Source organism: Pseudomonas sp. ADAK2 (genome assembly GCF_012935755.1).
Taxonomy (GTDB): Bacteria; Pseudomonadota; Gammaproteobacteria; order Pseudomonadales; family Pseudomonadaceae; genus Aquipseudomonas.
The window spans coordinates 2,509,628-2,532,637 of the sequence record NZ_CP052862.1; the positions used below are offsets into that span (position 1 = coordinate 2,509,628).

The following is a 23,010-nucleotide window of genomic DNA, read 5'->3' on the forward strand; positions in this document are numbered from 1 at the left end:
AACCATCGCGCTTTGTTTCTCCTCTATGATTAAACAGTGCATTCATAGGGAAGATCAGCATGCGCAAGCCCCAGCTCGTTTTCGTCATCGCGCTCGCCGGAGGGCTTGTTGCCTGCGGTGAGACGTCCAGCCTGCAAGTCACAGACGGCACCGGCCCGTCGCCCAAGTTGCCAGAACCGAATAAAACCCTGATCCCGACGGTGAATATTGCCCCGGCGATCGGCTGGCCGGCCGGTGCCAAACCTACCGCGGCAGCAGGCACGCAGGTCGCGGCCTTTGCCGAAAATCTCGATCACCCGCGCTGGCTCTATGTACTGCCCAACGGTGATGTGCTGGTGGCCGAAACCAACGCGCCACCCAAGCCCGATGACGGCACGGGTATTCGTGGCTGGGTGATGAAGAAAGTCATGGGCCGCGCCGGTGCCGGCGTGCCGAGCCCGAATCGTATTACGCTGCTGCGGGACAAGGACCACGATGGCGTGGCCGAAACGCGCACGGTGTTCCTGGAAAACCTCAACTCGCCCTTCGGCATGACCCTGGTCGGCAGTGACCTGTATGTCGCCGACACCGATCGTTTGCTGCGTTTCCACTATGAAACCGGCGATACGGCGATCAAGTCAGAACCGATGAAGGTCATCGACCTGCCGGGCGGCACGTTGAATCACCACTGGACCAAGAACGTCATCGCCAGCAAGGACGGCAGCAAGTTGTACGTGACCGTGGGCTCCAACAGCAACGTCGGCGAAAACGGCCTGGATAAGGAAGAAGGTCGCGCGGCGATCTGGGAAGTCGACCGCGCCACCGGCAACCACCGGATCTTCGCCTCGGGCCTGCGCAACCCCAATGGCATGGGCTGGGAACCGAACAGCGGCGCACTCTGGACCTCGGTCAACGAGCGCGATGAAATCGGCAGCGACCTGGTGCCGGACTACATCACCTCGGTCAAGGACGGCGCCTTCTATGGCTGGCCGTTCAGCTATTACGGGCAGCACGTCGACGTGCGCGTCGAGCCGCAGAACCCGGATATGGTGGCCAAAGCCATCGCCCCGGATTACGCGGTGGGCCCGCACACCGCCTCGTTGGGCTTTACCTTTGCCGAAGGCAGCAAGTTGCCAGCACCGTTCACCAACGGCGCCTTCGTGGGCCAACATGGCTCGTGGAACCGCAAACCGCACAGCGGCTATAAAGTGATTTTCGTACCATTCACGGCGGGCAAACCGACCGGGCAGCCGGTGGATGTGCTGACCGGGTTCCTCGACAAGGATGAAAATGCCTTGGGCCGGCCGGTGGGTGTGGTGATCGATCAGCAGGGGGATTTGCTGGTGGCGGATGATGTGGGGAATAAGGTGTGGCGGGTTTCGGCGGTTAAATAAACGCAAAAAATCGCAGTCTTCGGCAATCCGTTACAGGAGTTGCAGAAGGCTGCGATCTTTTCCGGCATCCGTTTACCTTTTGCGGCACAGCGTCAACCCATCGCCAATCGGCAACAACGACAGATCCACCCGTGCGTCATCCTTCAGCGCTCGATTGAGCGCCTGGATGGCCCGGGTGTCCGCGCTTTCGGGATTGCTCTCCAGCACCCGCCCGCTCCACAACGTGTTATCGAATACCGCCAAACCACCCACCCGCAATAACCGCAGGGCGTGCTCCAGATAACTCGGGTAATTGGCCTTGTCGGCATCAATGAAGACCAGATCGAACGGCCCTGACAGTTGCGCCAGGGTTTCCAGCGCCGGCGCCAGGCGCAAGTCGATGCGCGCGGCCAAACCCGCCTCCTGCCAATAATGCCGCGCGGTGGCGTTGTAGTCGCCGGGGATATCGCAACAGATCAGCGAGCCGTCATCCGGTAGCGCCGCCGCCATGCACAAGGCGCTGTAACCAGTGAAGGTGCCGACTTCCAGCAAACGCCTGGCGCCGGTGAGCTTGACCAGCAACGCGAGGAATTGCCCTTGCTCCGGCGCCACTTGCCAGCGCGCCATGGGCAGCGCCTGGGTTTCATCGCGCAAACGCTTGAGCAGCGGCGTTTCCCTGAGGGAAACGTCGAGCAGGTAGTGATACAGGGAATCGTCGAGATTAAGCGTGCGAGCGGTCATGACAACCTCTTGCCGGGAAAATTACTGATTACGCGCCAAGTGCTCAGGTTGCAACACCCGTTTGGCGCTCAGATAGGCTTTCTGCCAGTAGGCTTTGGACAGACTGTCGAGCTTCACCGTGCCGCCCGTGGCCGGCGCATGGACGAAGCGGCCTTCACCGACATAAATCCCGGCGTGGCTGACCTGGGAGCCGCCGTTGGTGGCGAAGAAAATCAGGTCACCGGTTTGCAAGCCTTCCTTGCCGACGTTGGCCGCTTGCATGCTGATCATCTCGCGGGTGGTGCGCGGCAGGGAAATGCCGGCGACGTCACGGTAGACGTATCCGATCAGGCCGCTGCAATCGAACCCGGAATCCGGCGTGTTGCCGCCCCAGCGATACGGCGTGCCCACCAGGCCCAAGGCACGAAACAGCACGTCTTCGGCTTCAGGCGAGAATGATGGAGAGGTACTGAAAACAATCGGGGCACGAACCACGGGCGCAGAAGGCGGTGGTGTGCGGCTGGCGCAGGCGCTGAGCAGCGCTGCGAAGAGCATCAGGGTGAGGCGGGCTGACATCGTCATAAGCGGAACACCTGATCTGGCTGCGGCTTTTTCTGTCGGAAGGACAGAAAAGAAAACCGCCTGCGCAGGGCGCAGGCGGTTTGCCATCAATAATAGATCAGGATTCTAGCGCCTATGCGCCAAACTTCAAGTAAGACTTTAAGTTCGCCTTACATAAAGTGTGCTTACTTGCGAGCAGTGACTACAGTCGGGGCCATCGCGAGTGCGCGCTTGGCTTCGATGAAGGTCTTGCTCCAGTAGCTGTCGCCCAGGTTATCGACCCGCACGCCACCGCTTTTGCGGCTGCTGGAGTGGATGAACTGGTCATCACCAAGGTAGATCCCGGCGTGACTGACGCGACCGCGACGACCGTTGGTGGCGAAGAACAGCAAGTCACCAGGCTTCAGGTTGTTGCGCGACACCAGCGGGGCGTCCACGTTGATCATTTCGCGAGTGGAACGCGGCAGGTTCATGCCGGCCTCTTCACGAAACAGGTAGCCGATGAAACCGCTGCAGTCGAAACCGGCTTCAGAGGTACCGCCGAAACGGTAACGGGTACCGATCAGGGACATGCCACGTTCGAGGATGCTGTCGGCCAGAACCGGAAGCTGGTACGACTTGCCGTCGGCGAAGTCTGCCAGTTCTTTTTCGGTGGCTGTCTCTTCTTGGTTAAGAGCTTCCTGATAAAGAACGGAAGATTGGGCAGTGGCCGAATTCTTAATCTGCTGTTGCGACGCCTGCTGGGACACTGGAGAGTGAGCAGCGCAACCGAACAACAGGGTGACGAGTGCGAGGGGCACGAGGGGTGCGAAGCGATTTAGCATGGGCACGACCGTGGCTGATAGTTGTAAAGAAGCCGAGACTATGCCCGCTATCAACCTCATTTGCAAATTCAATCGATCTTTATGTGACTTCTCGGTTTCTCGTTTACATCTAAGCGCTTAAACCCATTTTGACTGTTGACGCAGCCTGCAACCCTGCAGGAAAGCGAATTTTCTGGCGCCTGGAATATGCCAAAACCGGCTGCAGGCCCTGGATTTACCAGCCTAGCGTTTCTTTCAGGAAGGGAATGGTCAGCTTGCGCTGCGCTTGAAGGGAGGCCTGATCGAGACGCTCAAGCAGCTCGAAAAGCGCGCTCATGCTGCGGGTGCCGCGAGTCAGGATGAAATGCCCGACTTCGTCGGTCAGGTGCAAACCGCGACGGGATGCGCGCAACTGCAAGGCCCGCAATTTGTCTTCATCGGACAGCGGACGCATCTGGAAGATCAGTGCCAGGGTCAGGCGTGATTTCAGATCCGCCAACTTCACCGGCAGTTCACGGGGCGAGGTCGAAGCGGCAATCAACAGACGCCGACCGCTGTCCCGCAGACGATTGAACAAGTGGAACAACGCCTCTTCCCAATCCGCCCGGCCAGCGACGGCTTGTAGATCATCAAGGCAGACCAGTTCGTATTGTTCGAGGTTGTCGAGGATTTCGATCCCGCGATCAAGCAGCTCGGCCAACGGCAGGTACACCGCCGGTTCACCCATTTGCTCGAAACGCAGGCAGGCGGCCTGCAACAGATGCGTGCGCCCTACCCCGTCCTTGCCCCAGAGGTAGATCAGGCTTTCGGTCCAGCCGGCGTCGGCTTCGCATAGCCGCTCGACATAGCCGAGTGCAGCGGCATTGGCGCCTGGGTAGTAATTGATAAAGGTAGCGTCATCACGCAGACGCACACCTAGGGGCAGCTGAATCGGTTTCATGCTGACTGAACAGTTCCAAAGGAACCGTTAGTGGCCTCTGTGTAAAGTTTGCGAAGTTTATACCCGTGGGGCAGCCCGCACAATGCGGCAGACCACAAGCAAAATCAAAGGTTTGCGTTAACGCACTGCTTTTATGAGCGTTTCTTTGGCGGCGCATGTGACAGCGACTAGGGGGATACGGGCCAGCCTGGCCGGGAATCAGGCTGCCCGCTACGAGCGATCAAGCCCGCTTAAAGCTCGGGCTCATCGACACCGCTGTACATATCCGAATCTTTATACAAATCATGCACATGGCGCACCAGCACCATGATCACCGCCGCCACTGGCAGCGCCAGCAGCACGCCGGTAAAGCCGAACAGCTCGCCACCGGCCAGAATCGCGAAAATCACTGCCACCGGGTGCAGGCCGATCCGGTCGCCGACCAGCAATGGCGTGAGCACCATGCCTTCCAGCGCTTGCCCGACCATGAACACCGCGACGATGCCGAGCATCGGATACAGGTCGCCATGGAACTGGAACAGCCCGGCGATCAGCGCCGCACCAATCCCGATCACAAAGCCCATGTACGGCACAATCGCCGCCAGACCGGCAATCAGGCCGATCAACAGCCCCAGCTCCAGCCCGAGCAACATCAGGCCCGCGGCATAGATCACGCCCAGTGCCAGCATCACCAGCAATTGCCCGCGCACAAACGCCCCGAGCACTTCATGGCATTCACCGGCCAGGGTCACCACGCGCTCTTCGCGATCACGGGGCAACAGGCTGCGGATCTTGGCCATCATCAGGTCCCAATCGCGCAGCAGGTAAAAACTTACTACCGGGATCAGCACCAGATTCGCCAACCAGCCGATCAACGCCAGCCCGGAAGCAGTCGCCTGGCTCAGCACCACGCCGACAATGTCGGTGGTCTGGCCCATGTGCTCGCTGATCGCAGCCTTGAGCTTGTCGAACTTCCAGAAGTTATCCGACAGGCCAAACTTCGATTGCGCCCACGGCAATGCGGTGTGCTGCAACCAGTCGAGCATCTGCGGCGCCAGTTCGTACAAGCGGAACAACTGCTTGGCGAGCATCGGCACCAACACCAGCAGCAAGGTGGTGAAGATCAACGTGAACAGTGCAAACACCGCCACCACGCCCCAGGTCCGTGACAGACCGGCCTTCTCCAGGCGATCCACCAGGGGATCGAACAGATAGGCCAACAGCAGCGCCACCAGGAATGGCGTCAGGATCGGATGCAACAGCCAGACAAACGCGCAGAGCAGGACCACCCCACCCAACCAGAACCACCGCCGCGTATCGGCCATGTACAACTCCCTATGCATCTATATAAAGAAAGAAAACCTTACCAGCGGAATCGCAGTTGCGGCACCGGTGCCGGAGCCGGCGCTGCGACAGGCGCCGAACCGTCGGCCACAGGCGCAACCGGTGTGACCGGCGCAGGCGCTTCACCGGCTGGCACCTCTTGCAACTTCGCCAGCGACAACTGCGAGCGCAACTGCTCGACGCTGCCGTTTACCCGATAAACAACATGGTCGCCGTCGACGCTGACCAAACGCGCGCCGAAAGGATCGAGCAACCGCCCCAGCGCCGCATAGTGTTCCAGGTTCATGCCCTGCACTTCGAGCAATTGTTCGCTCGACACGCCAGCCTTGACGACAAACCGTGGCGCCAGACGCTCAGCCACCGCCAGCATGACCGCATCGGTCACGGCAGCCTGGTCCGCGCCCTGCACACTGCCGGCTTCCTTCTGGTCGCCAAGCCACAAATGCCACTTGGCCTGCCACTGGCCGCCGTCTTCATGGGCGTGCACCGCCAGCAAGGCGTCCGCGTTGTAACGGTCCGATGCGCCGCGCAATGGGGCTGCATCCGAGCCTTCAAGATTCGGCGCCGTGGCCACCAGCTGTTCACTCAAATCCGCCAGTGGCAAGCGCAATGGCAAGCCCCGGTGTTGCGCCGCACGCCGCAAGGGCGCAGCGCTGGCCTGGCCATCGCCCACCAGGCTCGAACCTTCGGTGGAGTCGTTCAACCACCAGCCCAGGATCGACGGCCGATTCGCGCCCCACAACGACAGTCCGGCACGGCGCAGCGCCTGATCGGTGGTGGCCGGGTCGAAATCGACCTTCAGCACTTCCGGCGGCCCGGCATCAAAGCCGTACTGGCTGATGATTTGTTGCGGGTCCTTGCGGATCGCCGCCAACCCGGGGTTTTGCACAGACTTGGGATCGCCAGTGAGGCGCAACACCAACGTATCCAGCGCCGCCTGGGTCGCCTGATCGCGAATCTCCGGGCTCTGGCCACTGACCGGCTGGCGGACCTGATAAAGATTTTTCACGGGTTCGGCATGACTCACCAAGGTGACAAGTGACAAACATCCGGCAAACATAAATTTAGAAAAAAAACGCATGGAAGATTCCTGACGACAAGAGCGGCTGGAACTGGCCGCGTGAACGGATGGAGCAAGGCTGTGACCCTCACCCCGCGCAAAACATTCACCCGACCTCGATAAGTTTTTCGCACTGCCATAACGATAGACGGTAATGGCGATACCTTATACAGCGATGAGAGACGTCACTCACGCGAGCAATAATGGTTTTTTTCAGCCGATATGCCCCTGCCGTCGGCCTGAGGATGGCCGCTGCCTCTCAAGCCTGATAAAATCGCGCGCCTTCGCAGACCGGCAACAGCCGGGCACCCTGGAATTCACGCAGGCACTCGCCTTCGTTTGTTTCGGCGGTCCCACTGGACTCGGTCGTTACCCCTGAATCCCCCCTAAAGGCCTGGATCATGAGCAAGCAACCCTCCCTGAGCTACAAGGACGCCGGTGTAGACATCGACGCCGGTGAAGCATTGGTCGAACGCATCAAGAGCGTCGCCAAGCGCACTGCGCGCCCGGAAGTCATGGGCGGCCTGGGCGGTTTCGGCGCCCTCTGCGAAATCCCGGCCGGCTACAAGCAGCCCGTGCTGGTTTCCGGCACCGACGGCGTCGGCACCAAGCTGCGCCTGGCGCTGAACCTGAACAAGCACGACAGCATCGGCATCGACCTGGTCGCCATGTGCGTCAATGACCTGGTGGTGTGTGGCGCCGAGCCGCTGTTCTTCCTCGACTACTATGCCACCGGCAAACTCAACGTCGAAACCGCGACCCAGGTCGTGACCGGCATTGGCGCTGGCTGTGAATTGTCCGGCTGCTCCCTGGTCGGCGGCGAAACCGCTGAAATGCCGGGCATGTACGAAGGCGAAGACTACGACCTGGCCGGCTTCTGCGTCGGCGTCGTGGAAAAATCCGAAATCATCGACGGTTCCAAAGTCGCTGCCGGCGATGCCCTGCTCGCCCTGCCATCTTCCGGCCCGCACTCCAACGGCTACTCGCTGATCCGCAAGATCATCGAAGTCTCCGGTGCCGACATCGAAAACATCCAGCTCGACGGCAAGCCGCTGACCGACCTGCTGATGGCCCCGACCCGTATCTACGTGAAGCCGCTGCTCAAGCTGATCAAGGACACCGGCGCCGTCAAAGCCATGGCCCACATCACTGGTGGCGGCCTGCTGGACAACATCCCGCGCGTACTGCCAAAAGGCGCACAAGCGGTGGTTGACGTCGCGAGTTGGACCCGCCCTGCGGTGTTCGACTGGTTGCAAGAAAAAGGCAACGTCGACGAAAACGAAATGCACCGCGTGCTGAACTGCGGCGTCGGCATGGTGATCTGCGTGGCTCAAGAGCACGTTGAAACCGCGCTGAACGTCCTGCGTGAAGCCGGCGAGCAGCCTTGGGTCATCGGTCAGATCTCCACCGCTGCCGAAGGCGCGGCTCAGGTTGAACTGAAGAACCTCAAGGCTCATTAATGTCCGTCACCTGTGATGTGGTGGTGCTGTTGTCCGGCACCGGCAGTAACTTGCAGGCCTTGATCGACAGCACGCGGACCGGCGACAGCCCGGTCCGCATCGCTGCGGTGATTTCCAACCGCGCCGACGCCTTCGGCCTGCAACGCGCCAGGGACGCGGGTATCGACACCCGCTCCCTGGATCACAAGGCTTTCGAGGGCCGCGAGGCCTTCGACGCCGCGCTGATCGAACTGATCGACGCCTTCAATCCCAAACTCGTGGTACTCGCCGGATTCATGCGCATTCTCAGCGCCGGTTTCGTGCGGCACTACCAGGGTCGCCTGCTTAATATCCATCCCTCGCTGCTGCCCAAATACAAAGGGTTACACACTCACCAGCGCGCGCTGGAGGCCGGAGATACCGAGCACGGCTGCTCCGTGCACTTCGTCACCGAGGAACTCGATGGCGGACCTCTGGTCGTACAGGCAGTAATACCGGTAGAGTTGCACGATTCGCCGCAGAGTCTGGCGCAGCGGGTCCACGTTCAGGAACACCTGATCTACCCGATGGCCGTACGCTGGTTTGCCGAAGGTCGTCTAGCCCTCGGCGAGCAAGGTGCTTTACTGGATGAAAAGTTACTCGCGGCCAGCGGCCACTTGATTCGAACCTAGGAGATATTATGCGTCGCGCCTTGCTCTTCGCTTGCGCTCTGCTCGCCCTGCCCTTCGCGCAGGCCGCAGACCTTCAACCCTTCTCCGCCAGCTACACCGCCGACTGGAAACAGCTGCCCATGAGCGGCACCGCCGAACGCAGCCTGGTCAAGGGCGCCAACGGTGTCTGGACGCTCAGCTTCAAGGCGTCGATGATGATCGCCAGCCTGTCCGAACAAAGCACCCTGACCCTGGACAAGGACACCTTGCTGCCTCAGTCCTACCACTTCGAACGTGGTGGCCTGGGCAAAGCCAAGAAGGCTGACCTAGACTTCGACTGGACCGCCAAAATGGTCACCGGCACCGATCGTGGTGACGCGGTCAAGATCCCGCTCAACCGCGGCATGGTCGACAAATCCACTTATCAGTTGGCCCTGCAACACGACGTGGCCGCTGGCAAGAAAAGCATGAGCTACCAGGTCGTCGATGACGGCGAAGTCGATACCTACGACTTCCGCGTGCTGGGCTCGGAAAAAGTCGACACCAAGGCTGGCCAGATCGATGCGATCAAGGTTGAGCGCGTGCGCGACCCGACACAAAGCAAGCGGATCACCGTGATGTGGTTCGCCAAGGACTGGGATTACCTGCTGGTCCGTCTGCAACAGGTTGAAACCGACGGCAAGGAGTACAACATCATGCTCCTCGACGGCACGGTTAACGGCAAGGCTGTCAAAGGCAGCTGATCCGGTTCGAGACAAAAAGCCCCGCAATTGCGGGGCTTTTATTTGCTGATCGTTCCCACGCTCTGCGTGGTAATGCAGCCAGGACACTCCGCGTTCCAAAGCGTGACGCAGAGCGTCACAAGAGGCATTCCCACGCGGAGCGTGGGAACGATCAACGCTCTGCGTGGGAACGATCAAAGATCGTCAATCAGACCGAAAACCGCGCCACCATCGTGTTCAAATCCACCGCCAACCGCGACAACTCCTGACTCGCCGCGCTCGTCTGATTGGCCCCCGCCGAAGTCTGTAACGCCAGGTCACGGATGTTCATCAGGTTACGATCCACCTCCCGCGCCACTGCCGCCTGTTCCTCCGAGGCGCTGGCGATCACGATGTTGCGCTCGTTGATCAAGGTGAACGCCGAGGCAATCTCTTCCAACGCAATGCCCGCGGCCTTCGCCACTTCCAGGGTCGAGCGCGCCCGGCTGTTGCTCTGTTGCATCGAGCTGACGGCAGAATCGGTGCCCTGCTGGATGCCGCTGATCATCTGCTCGATTTCCTGGGTCGACTGCTGAGTCCGGTGGGCCAGCGCCCGCACCTCATCCGCCACTACGGCAAAGCCGCGCCCGGCATCGCCGGCACGTGCCGCTTCGATCGCAGCGTTCAAGGCCAGCAGATTGGTCTGCTCGGCAATCGAGCGAATCACATCCAGCACTTTGCTGATGCCATAGACCTTTTGCGCCAGGTCCTCAACCTGGGTCGCATTGGCGGTGACATCGTCCGCCAGGGACTCGATGGACAGCACCGTCTGATGCACTTGCTCACGGCCGTGCTGGGCAATTCGGTCAGACTCCCGGGACGCTTCGGACGTGGCCACCGCATTACTCGCCACTTCTTCCACCGCCGCCGTCATTTGATTGACCGCCGTGGCGGCCTGTTCGATTTCCAGACTCTGCTGATGCAAGCCACGGGTAGCGTCTTCGGTAACGCAACTGAGTTCTTCCGAGGCCGAGGCCAATTGGCTGGACGAGTCGGAAATGCGCCGAATGGTCTCGCGCAGGCTCTGCTGCATGCTCTTGAGCGCATGGAGCAATCGCGCCGGTTCGTCCTTGCCGGTGATGTGGATGTCGCCCGTCAGATCGCCGCCCGCCACCACCTCGGCCACGCGTAACGATTGGGACAAGGGCAAGACGATGCTGCGAGTCAGCAGCAGGGCCAGGCCGATAGTCATCAGCGCCGCGATCCCAACCATCACCCCGACCCAGACCCGGGAACTGCTGAACACTAGGCGCGCGGCCTCGGTTGCCAAGTTGGCGTTTTGCTTGTTCAACTCAACGAGGGATTTGAGGGTGACGGCGATATCATCGGCCAGCGGGCTCATTTCCCCATTGACGATGACTGCCGCCTCCTCAACCCGTCCCTGGCTGGACAGGTTCATCACCTGCCCCTGAAATTGCAGGTACTGTTGCTCCGCCGCCTTAAAGCGATCAAACAGCGAGCGCTCCTCGGGCAGCACGATCAACGCGTTATAGCGTTGTTGTGCATCACCGAGAACGCCTTTGAGTTCGTTGAGCTTGCCGACATTCTGCGCCAGCGCCTGGGGATCGCGATTGATCAGCAGGCGCATGGTCAAGGCCCGTAGCCGCAACATGTCCTGACTCATCTCCCCGACAGCCATCACGCTGGGCAGCCAGTTGTTATCGACCTGATCGGATTGCGCCCGCATGTTCGACATTTGCTGCAGGGCGAACGCCCCCAAACCGAACACCATCAGCGCCAACAGGCCAAAACCCAGGCTCGCGCGCGGCGCGATATTGAGACTTCGGATACTCATTGCTTTGGTTCCTTCCAATAAACACTGCATATCCCTGCAGCGGGTTGCTTTAGAAGGTATCGGCCCAGGGAAATTTTGCGTAAGACCAAAACGTGATATCAAAACGCCTTACTACTTCGATCCTTGGGCGGGAACGATTCAGCGTAGAAAATCAACGTCAAAAGATCGCAGCCTTCGACAGTGCCTACGCAAGAAATGCGATCTTTTCAGGGCAATAAGCCCTTTTTCTCTCTGGGCAGAACTGACAGAAAATTGTCCCGTGCGACTTTTCGCGCAACGTCTTCAGGCAAGGCGTCGAGAAACGGATCAAAGCTGTGCATTTCCTGACCGAGCTTGTTGAAACGTCCCACCACATCGGAGCCCAGCATGAACCGCTCCGGGAAGCGCTCCACCAGTTTCAGCCATTCCTCCCGAGGCTTGCCCTGTTCATCCAGCAGATAGGGCGTGAGCATGCTCCACGACAGGTCGATGAACAGGTTCGGGTAGGCCTCGAGCATTCGGGTCAGGGTCGGCAGCAGGAAATCCAGCTGGGTCTGGTGCCGATGGATCTCGACGCTGGTGCCGGCGTGGGCCCAGATAAACCGCGTGTGCGGGTGATTACGCAGCGGCTCTTCGACTTCCGCGAGGTACAGCGGATTTTTCTCACGCTTGGAGGTGATGTTGGAATGCAGCATCACCGGCAAGTCGTTCTCGGCGGCGAGGTGATAGATGCGCGTCATCGCTTCATTGTTGGCGCGCGGCGTATCACCAGAGGTCAGCGCCGTCAGGTCATCGTGCCGGGTAAAGACTTCGCCGATGCCCTGCCACAGCCCCGGATTGAGATCGAGCATGCGCTGGATGTGCGCCTCGGAGTTTTTATCGTTGGGGTTGAAGCCTGACAGGAACGGGTGAAAACGCTGACGTTGCTCGGGCGTGAGTTTGTTCACCGCAGCAGCAACGATCACGTCGGTCGCGCTATACCAATAAGCGTCGGCGTCGTCACCGGCGTAATAACGCGGGCGTTTGGGTTCGTCTTCATGCCATTTCTTGGCCACCGGGATGCCGGAAATCATCACATGATCGATGGAGTTGTCAGCCATCGCCTTGAGCAATGTCGGCATTCCCGCCGTTTCCTGGAAGAAATCCACGTAATGCAGGTGCGCATCGCTGTAGGCGTATTCGCGGGCGTTGGCGACAGCGCTGCAAAGCAGCAACAACCAGGCAAGGCGCAAGCAGGTCTGGGGCACGGGCATTCTCCAGGGGCATTAGCGACATAGACCCCACGGCGCCAACCAGGGTTCAGCCGGCAACAAAGTGGAACGCAGCACAGCACACATGCTCTATACCTTCAGGGTCCGTTTTTGCTCGAATGACTTTTCCTACTGCCGAAGAGGTTTCCCATGACTGTTACCGTCAATACCGTTTCCAGTGAAGGCTTTCGTCACACTGTTCAGATCGATGATCACGAACTGTTCGCCGATGTGCCCGTCTCCGCGGGTGGTGAAGGCTCGGCGCCGGAGCCCCACGATTACTTCGACGCTGCCCTCGGGGCCTGCAAGGCGCTGACGCTGAAGATGTATGCCAAGAAGAAAGATATCCCACTGACCGGCGTCGGTGTCGAGGTCAAACGCGACAACAGCGAAGAGCAGAAAGGCAAATATGCGCTGCACGTTACCCTCACGCTGAAAGGTGTGCTCAGCGACGCTCAGCGCGAGGAACTGCTACGAGTTGCTGATCGTTGCCCGATTCATAAACTGATGACCACCACCGACGTCACCATCGAAACCCACGCCCCACAAGGCTTCGACAGCCAGTAATCACCACGATGTCAGCGGCGGGTTATGCTCTGCGCATCACCCGCCCAGCCTGGAATGCAGCATGAACACGCCCCTCGTGATCCGCCCTCGCGCCGAAGATGTCGAAGGCCAACCGATTCTTCGCCCGTTGCCGTCAGCCAAATGCCGCAGCGTCGGGCCTTTCGTGTTTTTCGACCACATGCTCGAAACCCGGTATCCGCCGGGCAAAGGCATGAACATCCGACAACATCCACACATCGGTCTGTCGACCCTTACCTATTTGTTCCAGGGGCAAATCCAGCATAAGGACAGCCTTGGTTCCGATCAGGTTGTAGGCACTGGAGATGTCAGCTGGATGACTGCGGGCAGCGCGATTGCCCACGTTGAACGCACGCCCGAAGCGCTGAAAGACAGCGACTTCACGATGCACGGCCTGCAGATCTGGCTGGCATCGCCCAAGGAGCATGAGCAGGGTCCGGGGCATTACAGCCATCACCCGGCCGCCACGCTGCCGGTCAGCGATAACCTCGGGGTGAAGATTCGGATGATCGCCGGGTCAGGCTTTTGCCTGGAATCGCCGGTGCCGGTGCTTTCTCCTACGTTGTATGCCGAACTGAACCTGCAAACCGCGACGACGTTGCTGATCCCCACCGAGCATGAAGAGCGCGCACTGTATGTGCTCGACGGCGAGGTGCAACTCGATGGCGAGCTGATAGAACCGCACGCGTTGGTGGTGTTGCCGGTCGGGGAAGAGATGACATTGTTTGCCGAGAGCGATTGTCACGCCGTGTTGTTCGGCGGTGCGCCGCTGGACGGGCCGCGGCGGATCAACTGGAATTTTGTGGCGAGCGATCCAGCGGCTATTGATGAAGCTCGCCGGCGTTGGGCGGCCGGGGATTGGCCGACGGTGCCGGGGGAAAGCGAGCGGATCGAACTGCCCCGCTGACATGATCGTTCCCACGCTCTGCGTGGGAATGCAGCCCGGGACGCTCTGCGTCCCATTGGAACGCGGAGCGTCCCTGGAGGCATTCCTTTGCTGCGCGTGGGAACGATCATCAGCCCTTGAACACTTCATCCAGCAGATTGTGCATTGACACAAACGCCCGGGTGGCAGTCTTCGCGTCATACATCATCTTGCCCGGTACATTGGCGTGCGGGTCGGTGAACGAGTGCACCGCGCCGCCATAGCTCAGCAGTTGCCAATCCACGCCCGCCGCGTTCATTTCCGCTTCGAAAGCCGGCAGTTGCTCTTTCGGCACCAATGGATCGGACGCCCCGTGCAGCACCAGAACCGAACCCTTGATGTTTTTCGCATCGTTCACGTTTGGCGTATCCAGCGAACCATGGAACGATACCGCCGCTTTCACTGGTGCGCCGCTGCGGGCCAGTTCCAGCGCACAGCAACCGCCAAAGCAGAAACCGAAGGTCGCCAGTTTCGAGGTATCAACCACCGCTTCGCCCTGCCCTTGCAGTTGCTCGAAAGCCGCTTGCATACGCTGACGCAATAAACCACGGTCATTCTTCAGCGGCATCATAGCCGCGCCCGCTTCGTCGCCGTTCTGCGGACGCGCCGACTGGCCATAGAGGTCGGCAATCAGCACCACAAAGCCCTTGGAGGCCACCGACCTGGCGATCTCTTCGGCACCGGCGCTGATACCCATCCAGTTCGGCGCCATCAACAGCCCCGGGCGCGGCCCTTTGTGATCGGCATCAAAGGCCAGGCGGCTTTCGTAAGACTGGCCATCAAGCTGATAGACCACGGAACGCACAGTGACTTGGCTCATCTCAAACTCCCAAGACGCAAGAATAAAAAAACCCGCCGAAGCGGGTTTTTGTACAACGCAGTTAAACCGACAGTTCAACCAACAGCTTGTTGAGACGGCGCACGTAGGCTGCCGGGTCTTTCAAGCTGTCGCCAGCCGCCAGGGCCGCCTGATCGAACAGGATGTGCGACAGGTCGCCGAAACGCTCGTCGCTCTGTTCGGCGTCGAGTTTCTCGATCAGCGGGTGAGCCGGGTTGAATTCGAAGATCGGCTTCGAATCCGGAACCTTCTGCCCGCTGGCTTCGAGGATCTGACGCATCTGCATGCCCAGGTCCTGCTCGCCGATCGCGAGGATCGCCGGGGAATCGGTCAGGCGATGGGAAACCCGGACTTCGGCGACGGAATCGCCCAGTGCGGTTTTCAGACGCTCAACCAGACCTTCTTTGGACTTGGCGACCTCTTCCGCGGCTTTCTTGTCCTCTTCCGAGTCCAGGTTGCCCAGGTCCAGGTCACCGCGCGCCACGTCGACAAAGCTCTTGCCGTCGAAGTCGCTGAGGTAGCTCATCAGCCACTCGTCGATACGGTCGGTCAGCAGCAGCACTTCGATGCCTTTCTTGCGGAAGACTTCCAGGTGCGGGCTGTTTTTGACTTGGGCGTAGGTTTCGCCGGTCAGGTAGTAGATCTTGTCCTGACCTTCCTTGGCGCGGGCCAGGTAGTCAGCCAGACCGACCACTTGCTCGCCTTCTTCGCCCTGAGTGGAAGCGAAACGCAGCAGGCCAGCGATTTTCTCTTTGTTGGCGAAATCTTCAGCCGGGCCTTCTTTCATGACCTGGCCGAAGTTTTTCCAGAAGCCCTTGTATTGCTCAGGCTCGTTCTTCGCCAGTTTTTCCAGCATGTCCAGAACGCGCTTGGTCAGCGCCGACTTCATCGAATCGATGATCGGGTCTTTCTGCAGGATTTCCCGCGACACGTTCAGCGACAGATCGTTGGAATCGACCACACCTTTGATGAAGCGCAGGTACAGCGGCAGGAACGACTCAGCCTGATCCATCACGAACACGCGCTGCACGTACAGCTTCAGGCCTTTCGGCGCTTCACGCTGGTACAGGTCGAACGGAGCACGGGTCGGCACATAGAGCAGCGAGCTGTACTCCAGCTTGCCTTCGACCTTGTTGTGGCTCCAGCTCAGCGGGTTTTCGAAATCGTGAGCGATGTGCTTGTAGAACTCCTGGTATTCCTCGTCCTTGATCTCGGTGCGAGGACGGGTCCACAGGGCGCTGGCGCGGTTGACGGTTTCCCATTCAACGGCCGGAGCCTCTTCGCCTTCAACGGCGGCCACTTCTTTCGGCAACTCGATCGGCAGAGCGATGTGGTCGGAGTACTTCTTGATGATGTTGCGCAGGCGCCAGCCATCAGCGAACTCGTCTTCACCGGACTTTAGGTGCAGAACGATACGGGTGCCGCGCTCGGCTTTCTCAACGGTGGCAACTTCGAAGTCACCCTCGCCTTTGGACGACCAATGCACGCCTTCGGAAGCGGCAGCACCGGCGCGACGGCTGAACACGTCAACTTTATCGGCAACGATGAATGCCGAGTAGAAACCCACACCGAACTGACCGATCAGGTGCGAATCTTTCTTCTGATCGCCGGACAGGTGCTTCATGAAATCGGCCGTGCCGGACTTGGCGATCGTCCCCAAATGGGTGATCGCGTCTTCGCGGCTCATGCCGATACCGTTGTCTTCGAGGGTGACGGTTTTCGCGTCCTTGTCGAAGCTCACACGGATTTTCAGTTCGGCGCCACCTTCCAGCAACTCAGGCTTGGACAGGGCTTCGAAACGTAATTTGTCGACAGCGTCAGAGGCGTTCGAGATCAACTCGCGAAGGAAAATTTCCTTGTTGGAATACAGCGAATGGATCATGAGGTGCAGCAGTTGCTTCACCTCGGTCTGGAAGCCCAGGGTTTCCTTTTGAGTTTCCACACTCATGGTCATCAAACTCCAATCAGATGGCAGTGGCCGTGACCTTCAGGGTCGACGGCGGGTTGTCATCAGAGTTTGGGGCTGAGTTCAGGATTTCAAGGGCTCTTCGATTTTGAAATGGCCTCGGGCGGTGGCAATCGGCTCGGCTTCGGTGCTTTGCCAGGCTGTCACCGCCACGTTGGCCACCCGCCGCCCCTGCCGACACACCTGACAGTGTGCCCAGGTATCGCGAAATTGCCCGGCACGCAGATAGTCGAGGGAGAAGTCGATGATCTTCGGCACACCCGGCGAGCCAGTGAAAATCAGCAGGTGCAGCGCCGCCGAAAGCTCCATGAAACCGGCAATTACACCGCCGTGGATCGCCGGCAATAAAGGGTTACCGATGTTGTCCTTGTTGGCCGGCAGGCGAAACAGCAGCTCATCGCCGACCCGGGAACATTCGATGCCGATCAATTTGGCATAGGGAATCAGGTGCAGCAGCGAGGCGTAGTCGCCTTGCGCGTGGGCCTGTTGCAGTTGTTCCTTGAACGAGTCAGTCATTTCGCAGCTCCGGCGATGGCGCCACCAAAACCTTTGGTGCCCTTGATGCCCTTGCCCATGCGCATGAATGTGCCGACCACGTGAGCGATGGGCTGCTCAGGGTCGTCCTGATACGCAAAGCCCCGGGCGAAGATCACATCGGTGGTCACCCGGTAGCATTGGGCGAAACCGTAGACATCCTTGTGCGGCTCGGCGGCGTGCATGTAGTCGATGCGCAGGTCGAGGGTCGGGCAGACTTCGAATTCCGGTAACACGCACAGGGTCGACATGCCTAAAGCGGTGTCCATCAGCGACGTCAGAGCACCACCGTGAATGACGCCGGTTTGCGGGTTACCGACGATTTGCGCGCTGTAGGGCAGGACGACCGTTAGTCCGTCCGTACTCGCGCTGTGAACTCGTAAACCGAGCACCTGACAATGTCGCAGTGCCGATAAAAATCGCGTCGCACGCTCAAAAACGGGGTTTTCGGCCATTGGATAAGAACTCTTCTTAGTATCGGGTGAACGCATTTGGCTATCAGGTAAAAGTTCCATCGCACTTAAACTTATATATCTGTATGAAATGAGGAACTTATCGCTGACGGCTGTGCTCGAAAGGCCAGTAGATATTTTCCATAAGGAGAAACACCCCATGCGTAAGACTTTAGCTATTGCCTTGATGTTGACCGCTTCCCTCGGTCTCGCTGCTTGCGATAAAAAATCCGAGGACAAAGCTCAAGATGCTAACCAACATGCTGAGCAAGCTCAGCAAGACATGAACAAAGCTCAGGATAAAGTGAACGACGCTGCGAAAGAAAACGCCGAAGCTGCCAAAGCTCAGGCTGAATCGAACAAAGCAGCCACTCAGGAGTCCGCTCCGGCCGCTCCTACCGAAGCACCTAAAAACTAAAACAGTTTTTAGCGTGATAAAAGAAAACCCGCCAAGTGCGGGTTTTCTTTTGCCTGGAATTTACCGTTACAGCAACTTTATCCGCCGCTAGTTGGCTGCGGCTGAAAGGCACAATCACCCGGATAGCCCGGCCGACCATCACACACGGTCAAACAGCCCACCTCGTTTTTGAACTTGGCGCTGACGGACAATGGATAACCGTAGTCCGGCGTTATCACCTTCAATGACGAGGCGCAGGACGTCTGCGTATTGAAGCGAAAGGTGATGGTTTCCCGCCGTTCACGACGCTGAAACAACAACGCAAAGGTGTGGCCGCTGTTCCACATCGACTTGCTCGGCACCACGAAACGATAGTGCTGCTCGTCCAGCCGCTGGCCAAACACCTTGTACTCGCTGCGCCCGGTATCGACCTTGGGCACCGGATAGGGAATCGGCAGCATGTAGGGAAGCCCGGTCAGCCCCATGTCGACATCCAGGCCCTTCTGGAAATAAGGCACCTCGATATGAGGGAAGCCGCTGTAGGTGATTCGGTCATCGGCATGAAACTGACTTTGGGACGGCTTGTAATCCGGAGCCAATGCAAAGGCGACATCAAACGTCAGCAACGCCTGGCTTGCGTCCAGGTTTTCGGACAGGAATTCCCTGTCGTGCCCGCTCCCCTGACTGACGCAACCACCCAGCGACACGGCGATACCGATCAGCAGCAAGACGCCACGACCCGTTAGTGAGTTTTTCATCAGGCTTAGCGCTCGGAAAGAGGTAATGCGGGGCCGAGGCCACGACCGACCAACTCCCACGAGCCGTTTTTGGCCTGCCAGTGGAAGCGCGTTGCGAACCAGGCAATCGTCATGTCCTGGGCCAGACGCTTGTTATCTATGCCTGGCAGGCCGTCCTTGTGTGCCTGAACTGCCTGGGCGTAAGCGGCATGGTGAATGTCGGCCAGTTCGCCGACGTTGGCATCGGCCGGCAACTGATAGGCAGCGTTAAGGCCATCCTCACGCCCGCCGACCAATATTTGTTTGAAGTTCAGGAACGCCGCCAGCCGATTGTCCGGGGACACCGACATCAGTGTGCCCCCAGAGCTGTAGACCTTGGCCTTGTAGCGGGTGTCAAACCACAGCACTTCGCCGGTATTGGTATCCAGCGCACGGCCGGACTCCCTAAACAGCAAAACCTCCTCACGCCCTGGTTGCGGCACGCCCCAGTCGGGATGTTTCAGATCGTTGATTGGGCTTAACAGGCGCGACAAGGGCACACCATTTTGTACGCTAATGAGCAGCGTACCGACGCCGCTATAGCCCGAGGTGACCGCCAACAGCATGGGCTGACCTTCGCTCAACGCCTTGATCGGCCGCACACCCCCGACTTCCCAGGAACCGAAGGGCCTGTACTTGCGGGAACGAAAACTGATAGACAGCTGCGGTCCGTAGCCACCAAGCCTCTCTGAGGATGTCGGCGGGACAACCAGGAAATCGCCGAACCGCCTGGCCTCGGGCTTGGGCTCGACGGGCACAGCGGATGGCGAGGCCTGCGCTAACGCACTGCCCGCCATCAAGGCCCATACCCACCAGCCGCGTCGGCGGCGTGGTGGCTGACACGTTTGAAATCCGTTCAAGAACTGCCTTCCATGAGAAACCGAAGCCGGACGTTACAACGCCATCACACAGCTGCGCAATATGCCCCGGCCTTTCGCGCTAGAGCAAAATGGTCCTGAACGTCGGGCTGATCATCAGCAACAGCGAGCACACCAGCCCGACCAGCCACACCAGGCTGCGCTGCCACGCAAGATCGCCCCAATAACACAGTAAATAGAGGATGCGCGTGATCACGAAGATGATCGCCAGCGAGTCGATCAGCCACCCCGCCGTCTGCGTGGTGTGCGCCATCAGCACGCCCACTGCAAACAAGATGAACGCCTCAAAACAGTTCTGATGAGCCGCCACCGCGCGAGCACCGAAACCGGTGAGTTGCGCCTGTTGCTGGCGCGGCAGGTGATTGTTGTAACCGCCCTGCTCTTTCATCGCCTTGGCCACCGGCATGCGGGCCACGTAGATCAGCAATGCGCTGATAAACACACACCAGAACGGAATACTCATCAAGCGGCCTCTTTGTTGGCTTCGGGCAATGGCGCCTCTGTAGGGGTATAGACCATCACGTCGAGAACGTCGGAATGAAACTCCCGGCGATACAACACCAGCACCACCCCGGCGCTCATCAACATGAACAGCCAGGGGCTGACGAACCACGCCAGCATGGTCATGCCGAAATAGTACGAGCGCAGGCCGAAGTTGAACTGGTTGGCCGCCATCGAAATCACCCGCGCCGCCCGTGCCGCAAAGGCTTTGCGCTCCTGCTCGGAGACATGCCGCTCACCGATCATCGGCGCCGAGCCGACCAGGATTGCCGCGAAGTTGTACTGGCGCATGCACCAACTGAAGGTGAAGAACGCATAGACGAAGACCAGCGCCAGGCACAGCAACTTGATCTCCGACATGCCCTGGGACGCCTGCTGCACCATGGGGATATCCGCCAGCAACGACACTGCCCTTTCGGAGGCGCCGAGCACGGTGAGAATGCCCGCCAGGATAATCAGCGTGCTGGAGGCGAAGAACGAGGCGTTACGCTCCAGGTTGCCGATCACGCTGGCATCGGCGATACGGTTATCGCGCAGCAACATGCGGCGCATCCAGTCTTCGCGGTACAGGTGCAATACGCTGGCCAGGCACGCGGTATCGCGGCCCTTCCACGTCGCATAACGGGTGTAGCCGCCCCAACAGATGACAAACCAGAGCGCGGCGAGCAGGTGGATCAGGTTGGCGTGGATGAACGACATGCAATTCCCTGTAAGACGTTGGCAGAACGTGTAGGAGCGAGGCTCGCCCGCGAAGGCGTCGTGTCAGACGACATCACGGTGGCTGATACGACGCCTTCGCGGGCAAGCCTGGCTACTACAGGTAGTGGTTCGACGCTGGTTCGCAGGAAAAGACACTGCCTCACGCCCATAAAAAATGCCCCGTATCGATTGATACGGGGCATTTCTGTTTTGACCTGCTGCCCGCTTGTGACGGGCGATCAGGTTTACGCCAACGCTTCGGCGCGCTTGCCGAGCATACGGTCGCACACGGCCGCAACCACGAGGGTCATGACCGACGGCACCAGCCACGCCAGACCTTGCTCGCTCAGCGGCAGGTGCGACAGCTGCGTCGGCATCCAGTCCGCCAGGCCCGCGCCCTTGAGCGCGTCGATCAGGCCGAAGATGAACGACACCAGCATCACCGGACCGACGATGCGCCCCTGTTCACGCCAGAAGTCCTTGCAGAAGCTCAAGGCGACCAGGGCGATGCACGGCGGGTAGATCGCGGTCAGCACCGGGATCGAGAACGCGATCAGCTTGGTCAGGCCCAGGTTGGACACGAACAGCGAGAACACCGCCAGGATAATGACCAATGTCTTGTAGGACAGTGGCAGCACCCGGCTGAAGTATTCGGCACAAGCGCACGTCAGGCCGACCGCGGTCACCAGGCAGGCCAACGAGATCAACACCGCAAGGAAACCGCTGCCCAGCGAACCGAAGGTGTGCTGCACGTAGGCGTGCAGGACCGCCGCGCCATTCGCGGCACCGGCGGCCACTTCATGGCTGCCCGAACCGAGACGAAACAGGCTGACGTACACCAGCGCCAGGCCCACGCCGGCAATCATCCCGGCAATGATCGCGTAACGGGTGATCAGGGCTGGCGACTCGACGCCGCGGGAACGAATGGCGTTGACGATGACGATGCCGAACACCAGCGCACCCAGGGTATCCATGGTCAAGTAACCATTGATGAAACCCTGGGAGAACGGTGCCGCCACGTATTCCGGCGTAGCCACGCCAATGTCACCGGCCGGCAGGGCGAACGCGGCAATACCGAGCACGGCCAGGGCGATGATCTTCAGCGGCGCGAGGAAACGCCCTACGGTGTCCAGCAGGCGGCCCGGGTACAGCGAGATGAAGAACACCAGCAGGAAGTACACCGAGCTGTAGAGAAACAGCGCTAGCGGGCTCTCGCCGGTCAATGGCGCCAGACCGACCTCGAAGGATACGGTGGCCGTGCGCGGGGTGGCGAACAGCGGGCCGACCGCCAGGTAGCACGCGGCGGCCAGAATGCCCCCGGCGACTTTGCCGATCGGGCTGCTCAAGGCATCCATGGCACCGCCAACCTTGGCCAGGGCAACCACGGTGATCACTGGAAGGCCGACCGCTGTGATCAGGAAACCCAGCGCCGCCATCCAGACATTAGGCCCGGACTGCAAACCGACGATAGGCGGGAAGATGATGTTGCCAGCCCCGACAAACAGGGCAAACGTCATAAAACCAAGTGCCAGGATGTCCTGGCCTTTCAACACTTTCATTAAGGAAATACCACACTACTGAATCGGAATTTAGAGAGGGATTTCCCTTATGGGTGAGGGAAATGCTGTCGATCCGTATAGGACCAACCCGTTTAGCGCGTAGCGGCCTTGTGGGCGGCGGACGCAAAAATGGCTGCTAGCCTAACGAATTTGCCTGACAAACGCACTGTTAGAGGGCGAACTATCCGATACGCGACATTTCCGTGTCGCGTTTACATATCTAATTTTCCACCTCAGGTCAGATTGTTCCCACGCTCTGCGTGGGAA

24 protein-coding genes are annotated in these 23,010 nt (G+C 59.5%); 7 read left to right on the forward strand and 17 right to left on the reverse strand.

The window, feature by feature from the left end; all coding sequences use genetic code 11:
* Positions 1-59 precede the first annotated feature (59 nt).
* A complete protein-coding gene (locus HKK52_RS11720; RefSeq protein ID WP_169370955.1) occupies positions 60-1,373 on the forward strand; it encodes a PQQ-dependent sugar dehydrogenase in 1,314 nt (437 codons plus the stop codon).
* A 72-nt stretch (positions 1,374-1,445) separates the two neighbouring features.
* On the opposite strand, the gene HKK52_RS11725 is transcribed toward HKK52_RS11720, so the two are convergent.
* From HKK52_RS11725 to HKK52_RS11750, 6 genes are all read right to left on the reverse strand, one after another.
* Positions 1,446-2,093, reverse strand: coding sequence for an O-methyltransferase (locus HKK52_RS11725; protein WP_169370956.1), 648 nt, complete (start codon positions 2,091-2,093; stop codon positions 1,446-1,448).
* A 21-nt stretch (positions 2,094-2,114) separates the two neighbouring features.
* A complete protein-coding gene (locus HKK52_RS11730; RefSeq protein ID WP_169370957.1) occupies positions 2,115-2,654 on the reverse strand; it encodes a C40 family peptidase in 540 nt (179 codons plus the stop codon).
* A 164-nt stretch (positions 2,655-2,818) separates the two neighbouring features.
* Entirely contained in the window at positions 2,819-3,457 is a 639-nt protein-coding gene (locus HKK52_RS11735) for a C40 family peptidase (protein ID WP_169370958.1), read from the reverse strand.
* Between the two features lie 214 nt (positions 3,458-3,671).
* The gene (gene hda / locus HKK52_RS11740) at positions 3,672-4,376 is read right to left on the reverse strand and encodes a DnaA regulatory inactivator Hda (RefSeq protein WP_054049492.1); all 705 of its coding nucleotides are present in this window, start codon (positions 4,374-4,376) and stop codon (positions 3,672-3,674) included.
* A 230-nt stretch (positions 4,377-4,606) separates the two neighbouring features.
* Positions 4,607-5,680 (reverse strand): AI-2E family transporter, encoded by a 1,074-nt coding sequence (locus tag HKK52_RS11745; RefSeq protein ID WP_169370959.1) that lies wholly within the window; start codon positions 5,678-5,680, stop codon positions 4,607-4,609.
* A gap of 38 nt (positions 5,681-5,718) precedes the next feature.
* On the reverse strand, positions 5,719-6,780 hold the full coding sequence (locus HKK52_RS11750) for a DUF2066 domain-containing protein (RefSeq protein ID WP_169370960.1): 1,062 nt from the start codon (positions 6,778-6,780) through the stop codon (positions 5,719-5,721).
* Positions 6,781-7,160: 380 nt separating this feature from the next.
* Here HKK52_RS11750 and purM point away from each other — a divergent pair, with 380 nt between their 5' ends.
* From purM to HKK52_RS11765, 3 genes are read left to right on the forward strand one after another with little or no spacing between them, the layout of a single operon-like run.
* Entirely contained in the window at positions 7,161-8,219 is a 1,059-nt protein-coding gene (purM, locus tag HKK52_RS11755) for a phosphoribosylformylglycinamidine cyclo-ligase (protein WP_133836547.1), read from the forward strand.
* A complete protein-coding gene (gene purN / locus HKK52_RS11760) occupies positions 8,219-8,869 on the forward strand; it encodes a phosphoribosylglycinamide formyltransferase (protein WP_169370961.1) in 651 nt (216 codons plus the stop codon). The genes purM and purN overlap by 1 nt, the downstream gene beginning before the upstream one ends.
* Before the next feature lie 8 nt (positions 8,870-8,877).
* Complete coding sequence (locus HKK52_RS11765) at positions 8,878-9,591, forward strand: DUF3108 domain-containing protein (RefSeq protein ID WP_169370962.1); 714 nt, start codon at positions 8,878-8,880, stop codon at positions 9,589-9,591.
* 187 nt (positions 9,592-9,778) lie between these two features.
* Here HKK52_RS11765 and HKK52_RS11770 read toward each other — a convergent pair whose 3' ends face one another.
* Together HKK52_RS11770 and HKK52_RS11775 are read right to left on the reverse strand one after the other, a co-directional pair.
* Positions 9,779-11,404: a methyl-accepting chemotaxis protein gene (locus HKK52_RS11770; protein ID WP_169370963.1), complete on the reverse strand. Its 1,626-nt coding sequence runs from the start codon at positions 11,402-11,404 to the stop codon at positions 9,779-9,781.
* A gap of 206 nt (positions 11,405-11,610) precedes the next feature.
* On the reverse strand, positions 11,611-12,630 hold the full coding sequence (locus HKK52_RS11775; protein ID WP_442962283.1) for an amidohydrolase family protein: 1,020 nt from the start codon (positions 12,628-12,630) through the stop codon (positions 11,611-11,613).
* A 153-nt stretch (positions 12,631-12,783) separates the two neighbouring features.
* Between HKK52_RS11775 and HKK52_RS11780 the strand changes: the two genes are divergently transcribed.
* On the forward strand, positions 12,784-13,200 hold the full coding sequence (locus HKK52_RS11780) for an OsmC family protein (protein WP_169370965.1): 417 nt from the start codon (positions 12,784-12,786) through the stop codon (positions 13,198-13,200).
* Between the two features lie 61 nt (positions 13,201-13,261).
* A complete protein-coding gene (locus HKK52_RS11785) occupies positions 13,262-14,125 on the forward strand; it encodes a pirin family protein (RefSeq protein WP_169370966.1) in 864 nt (287 codons plus the stop codon).
* Positions 14,126-14,234: 109 nt separating this feature from the next.
* On the opposite strand, the gene HKK52_RS11790 is transcribed toward HKK52_RS11785, so the two are convergent.
* The 4 genes from HKK52_RS11790 to HKK52_RS11805 all read right to left on the reverse strand — a co-directional run bounded on the left by HKK52_RS11790 (position 14,235) and on the right by HKK52_RS11805 (position 17,936).
* A complete protein-coding gene (locus HKK52_RS11790) occupies positions 14,235-14,963 on the reverse strand; it encodes a dienelactone hydrolase family protein (RefSeq protein WP_169370967.1) in 729 nt (242 codons plus the stop codon).
* Between the two features lie 61 nt (positions 14,964-15,024).
* Positions 15,025-16,929, reverse strand: coding sequence for a molecular chaperone HtpG (gene htpG / locus HKK52_RS11795; protein ID WP_149656962.1), 1,905 nt, complete (start codon positions 16,927-16,929; stop codon positions 15,025-15,027).
* 81 nt (positions 16,930-17,010) lie between these two features.
* Positions 17,011-17,463: a PaaI family thioesterase gene (locus HKK52_RS11800; protein WP_169370968.1), complete on the reverse strand. Its 453-nt coding sequence runs from the start codon at positions 17,461-17,463 to the stop codon at positions 17,011-17,013.
* Positions 17,460-17,936, reverse strand: coding sequence for a PaaI family thioesterase (locus HKK52_RS11805; protein ID WP_169370969.1), 477 nt, complete (start codon positions 17,934-17,936; stop codon positions 17,460-17,462). Before HKK52_RS11805 ends, HKK52_RS11800 begins: the two co-directional genes overlap by 4 nt.
* Before the next feature lie 157 nt (positions 17,937-18,093).
* Here HKK52_RS11805 and HKK52_RS11810 point away from each other — a divergent pair, with 157 nt between their 5' ends.
* Positions 18,094-18,351: a hypothetical protein gene (locus HKK52_RS11810; RefSeq protein ID WP_123510564.1), complete on the forward strand. Its 258-nt coding sequence runs from the start codon at positions 18,094-18,096 to the stop codon at positions 18,349-18,351.
* A gap of 77 nt (positions 18,352-18,428) precedes the next feature.
* On the opposite strand, the gene HKK52_RS11815 is transcribed toward HKK52_RS11810, so the two are convergent.
* From HKK52_RS11815 to brnQ, 5 genes are all read right to left on the reverse strand, one after another.
* Positions 18,429-19,088, reverse strand: a complete 660-nt coding sequence (locus tag HKK52_RS11815; protein WP_169370970.1) for a hypothetical protein — start codon at positions 19,086-19,088, stop codon at positions 18,429-18,431.
* Between the two features lie 5 nt (positions 19,089-19,093).
* A complete protein-coding gene (locus HKK52_RS11820) occupies positions 19,094-19,966 on the reverse strand; it encodes a hypothetical protein (RefSeq protein ID WP_237150775.1) in 873 nt (290 codons plus the stop codon).
* A gap of 79 nt (positions 19,967-20,045) precedes the next feature.
* Positions 20,046-20,447, reverse strand: coding sequence for an MAPEG family protein (locus HKK52_RS11825; protein WP_169370971.1), 402 nt, complete (start codon positions 20,445-20,447; stop codon positions 20,046-20,048).
* Positions 20,447-21,184 (reverse strand): DUF599 domain-containing protein, encoded by a 738-nt coding sequence (locus HKK52_RS11830; protein WP_133836535.1) that lies wholly within the window; start codon positions 21,182-21,184, stop codon positions 20,447-20,449. Before HKK52_RS11830 ends, HKK52_RS11825 begins: the two co-directional genes overlap by 1 nt.
* A gap of 245 nt (positions 21,185-21,429) precedes the next feature.
* Positions 21,430-22,743 carry a branched-chain amino acid transport system II carrier protein gene (brnQ, locus tag HKK52_RS11835; RefSeq protein ID WP_169370972.1) on the reverse strand — a complete coding sequence of 438 codons (1,314 nt, stop codon included), beginning with the start codon at positions 22,741-22,743 and terminating at the stop codon, positions 21,430-21,432.
* Positions 22,744-23,010 lie beyond the last annotated feature (267 nt).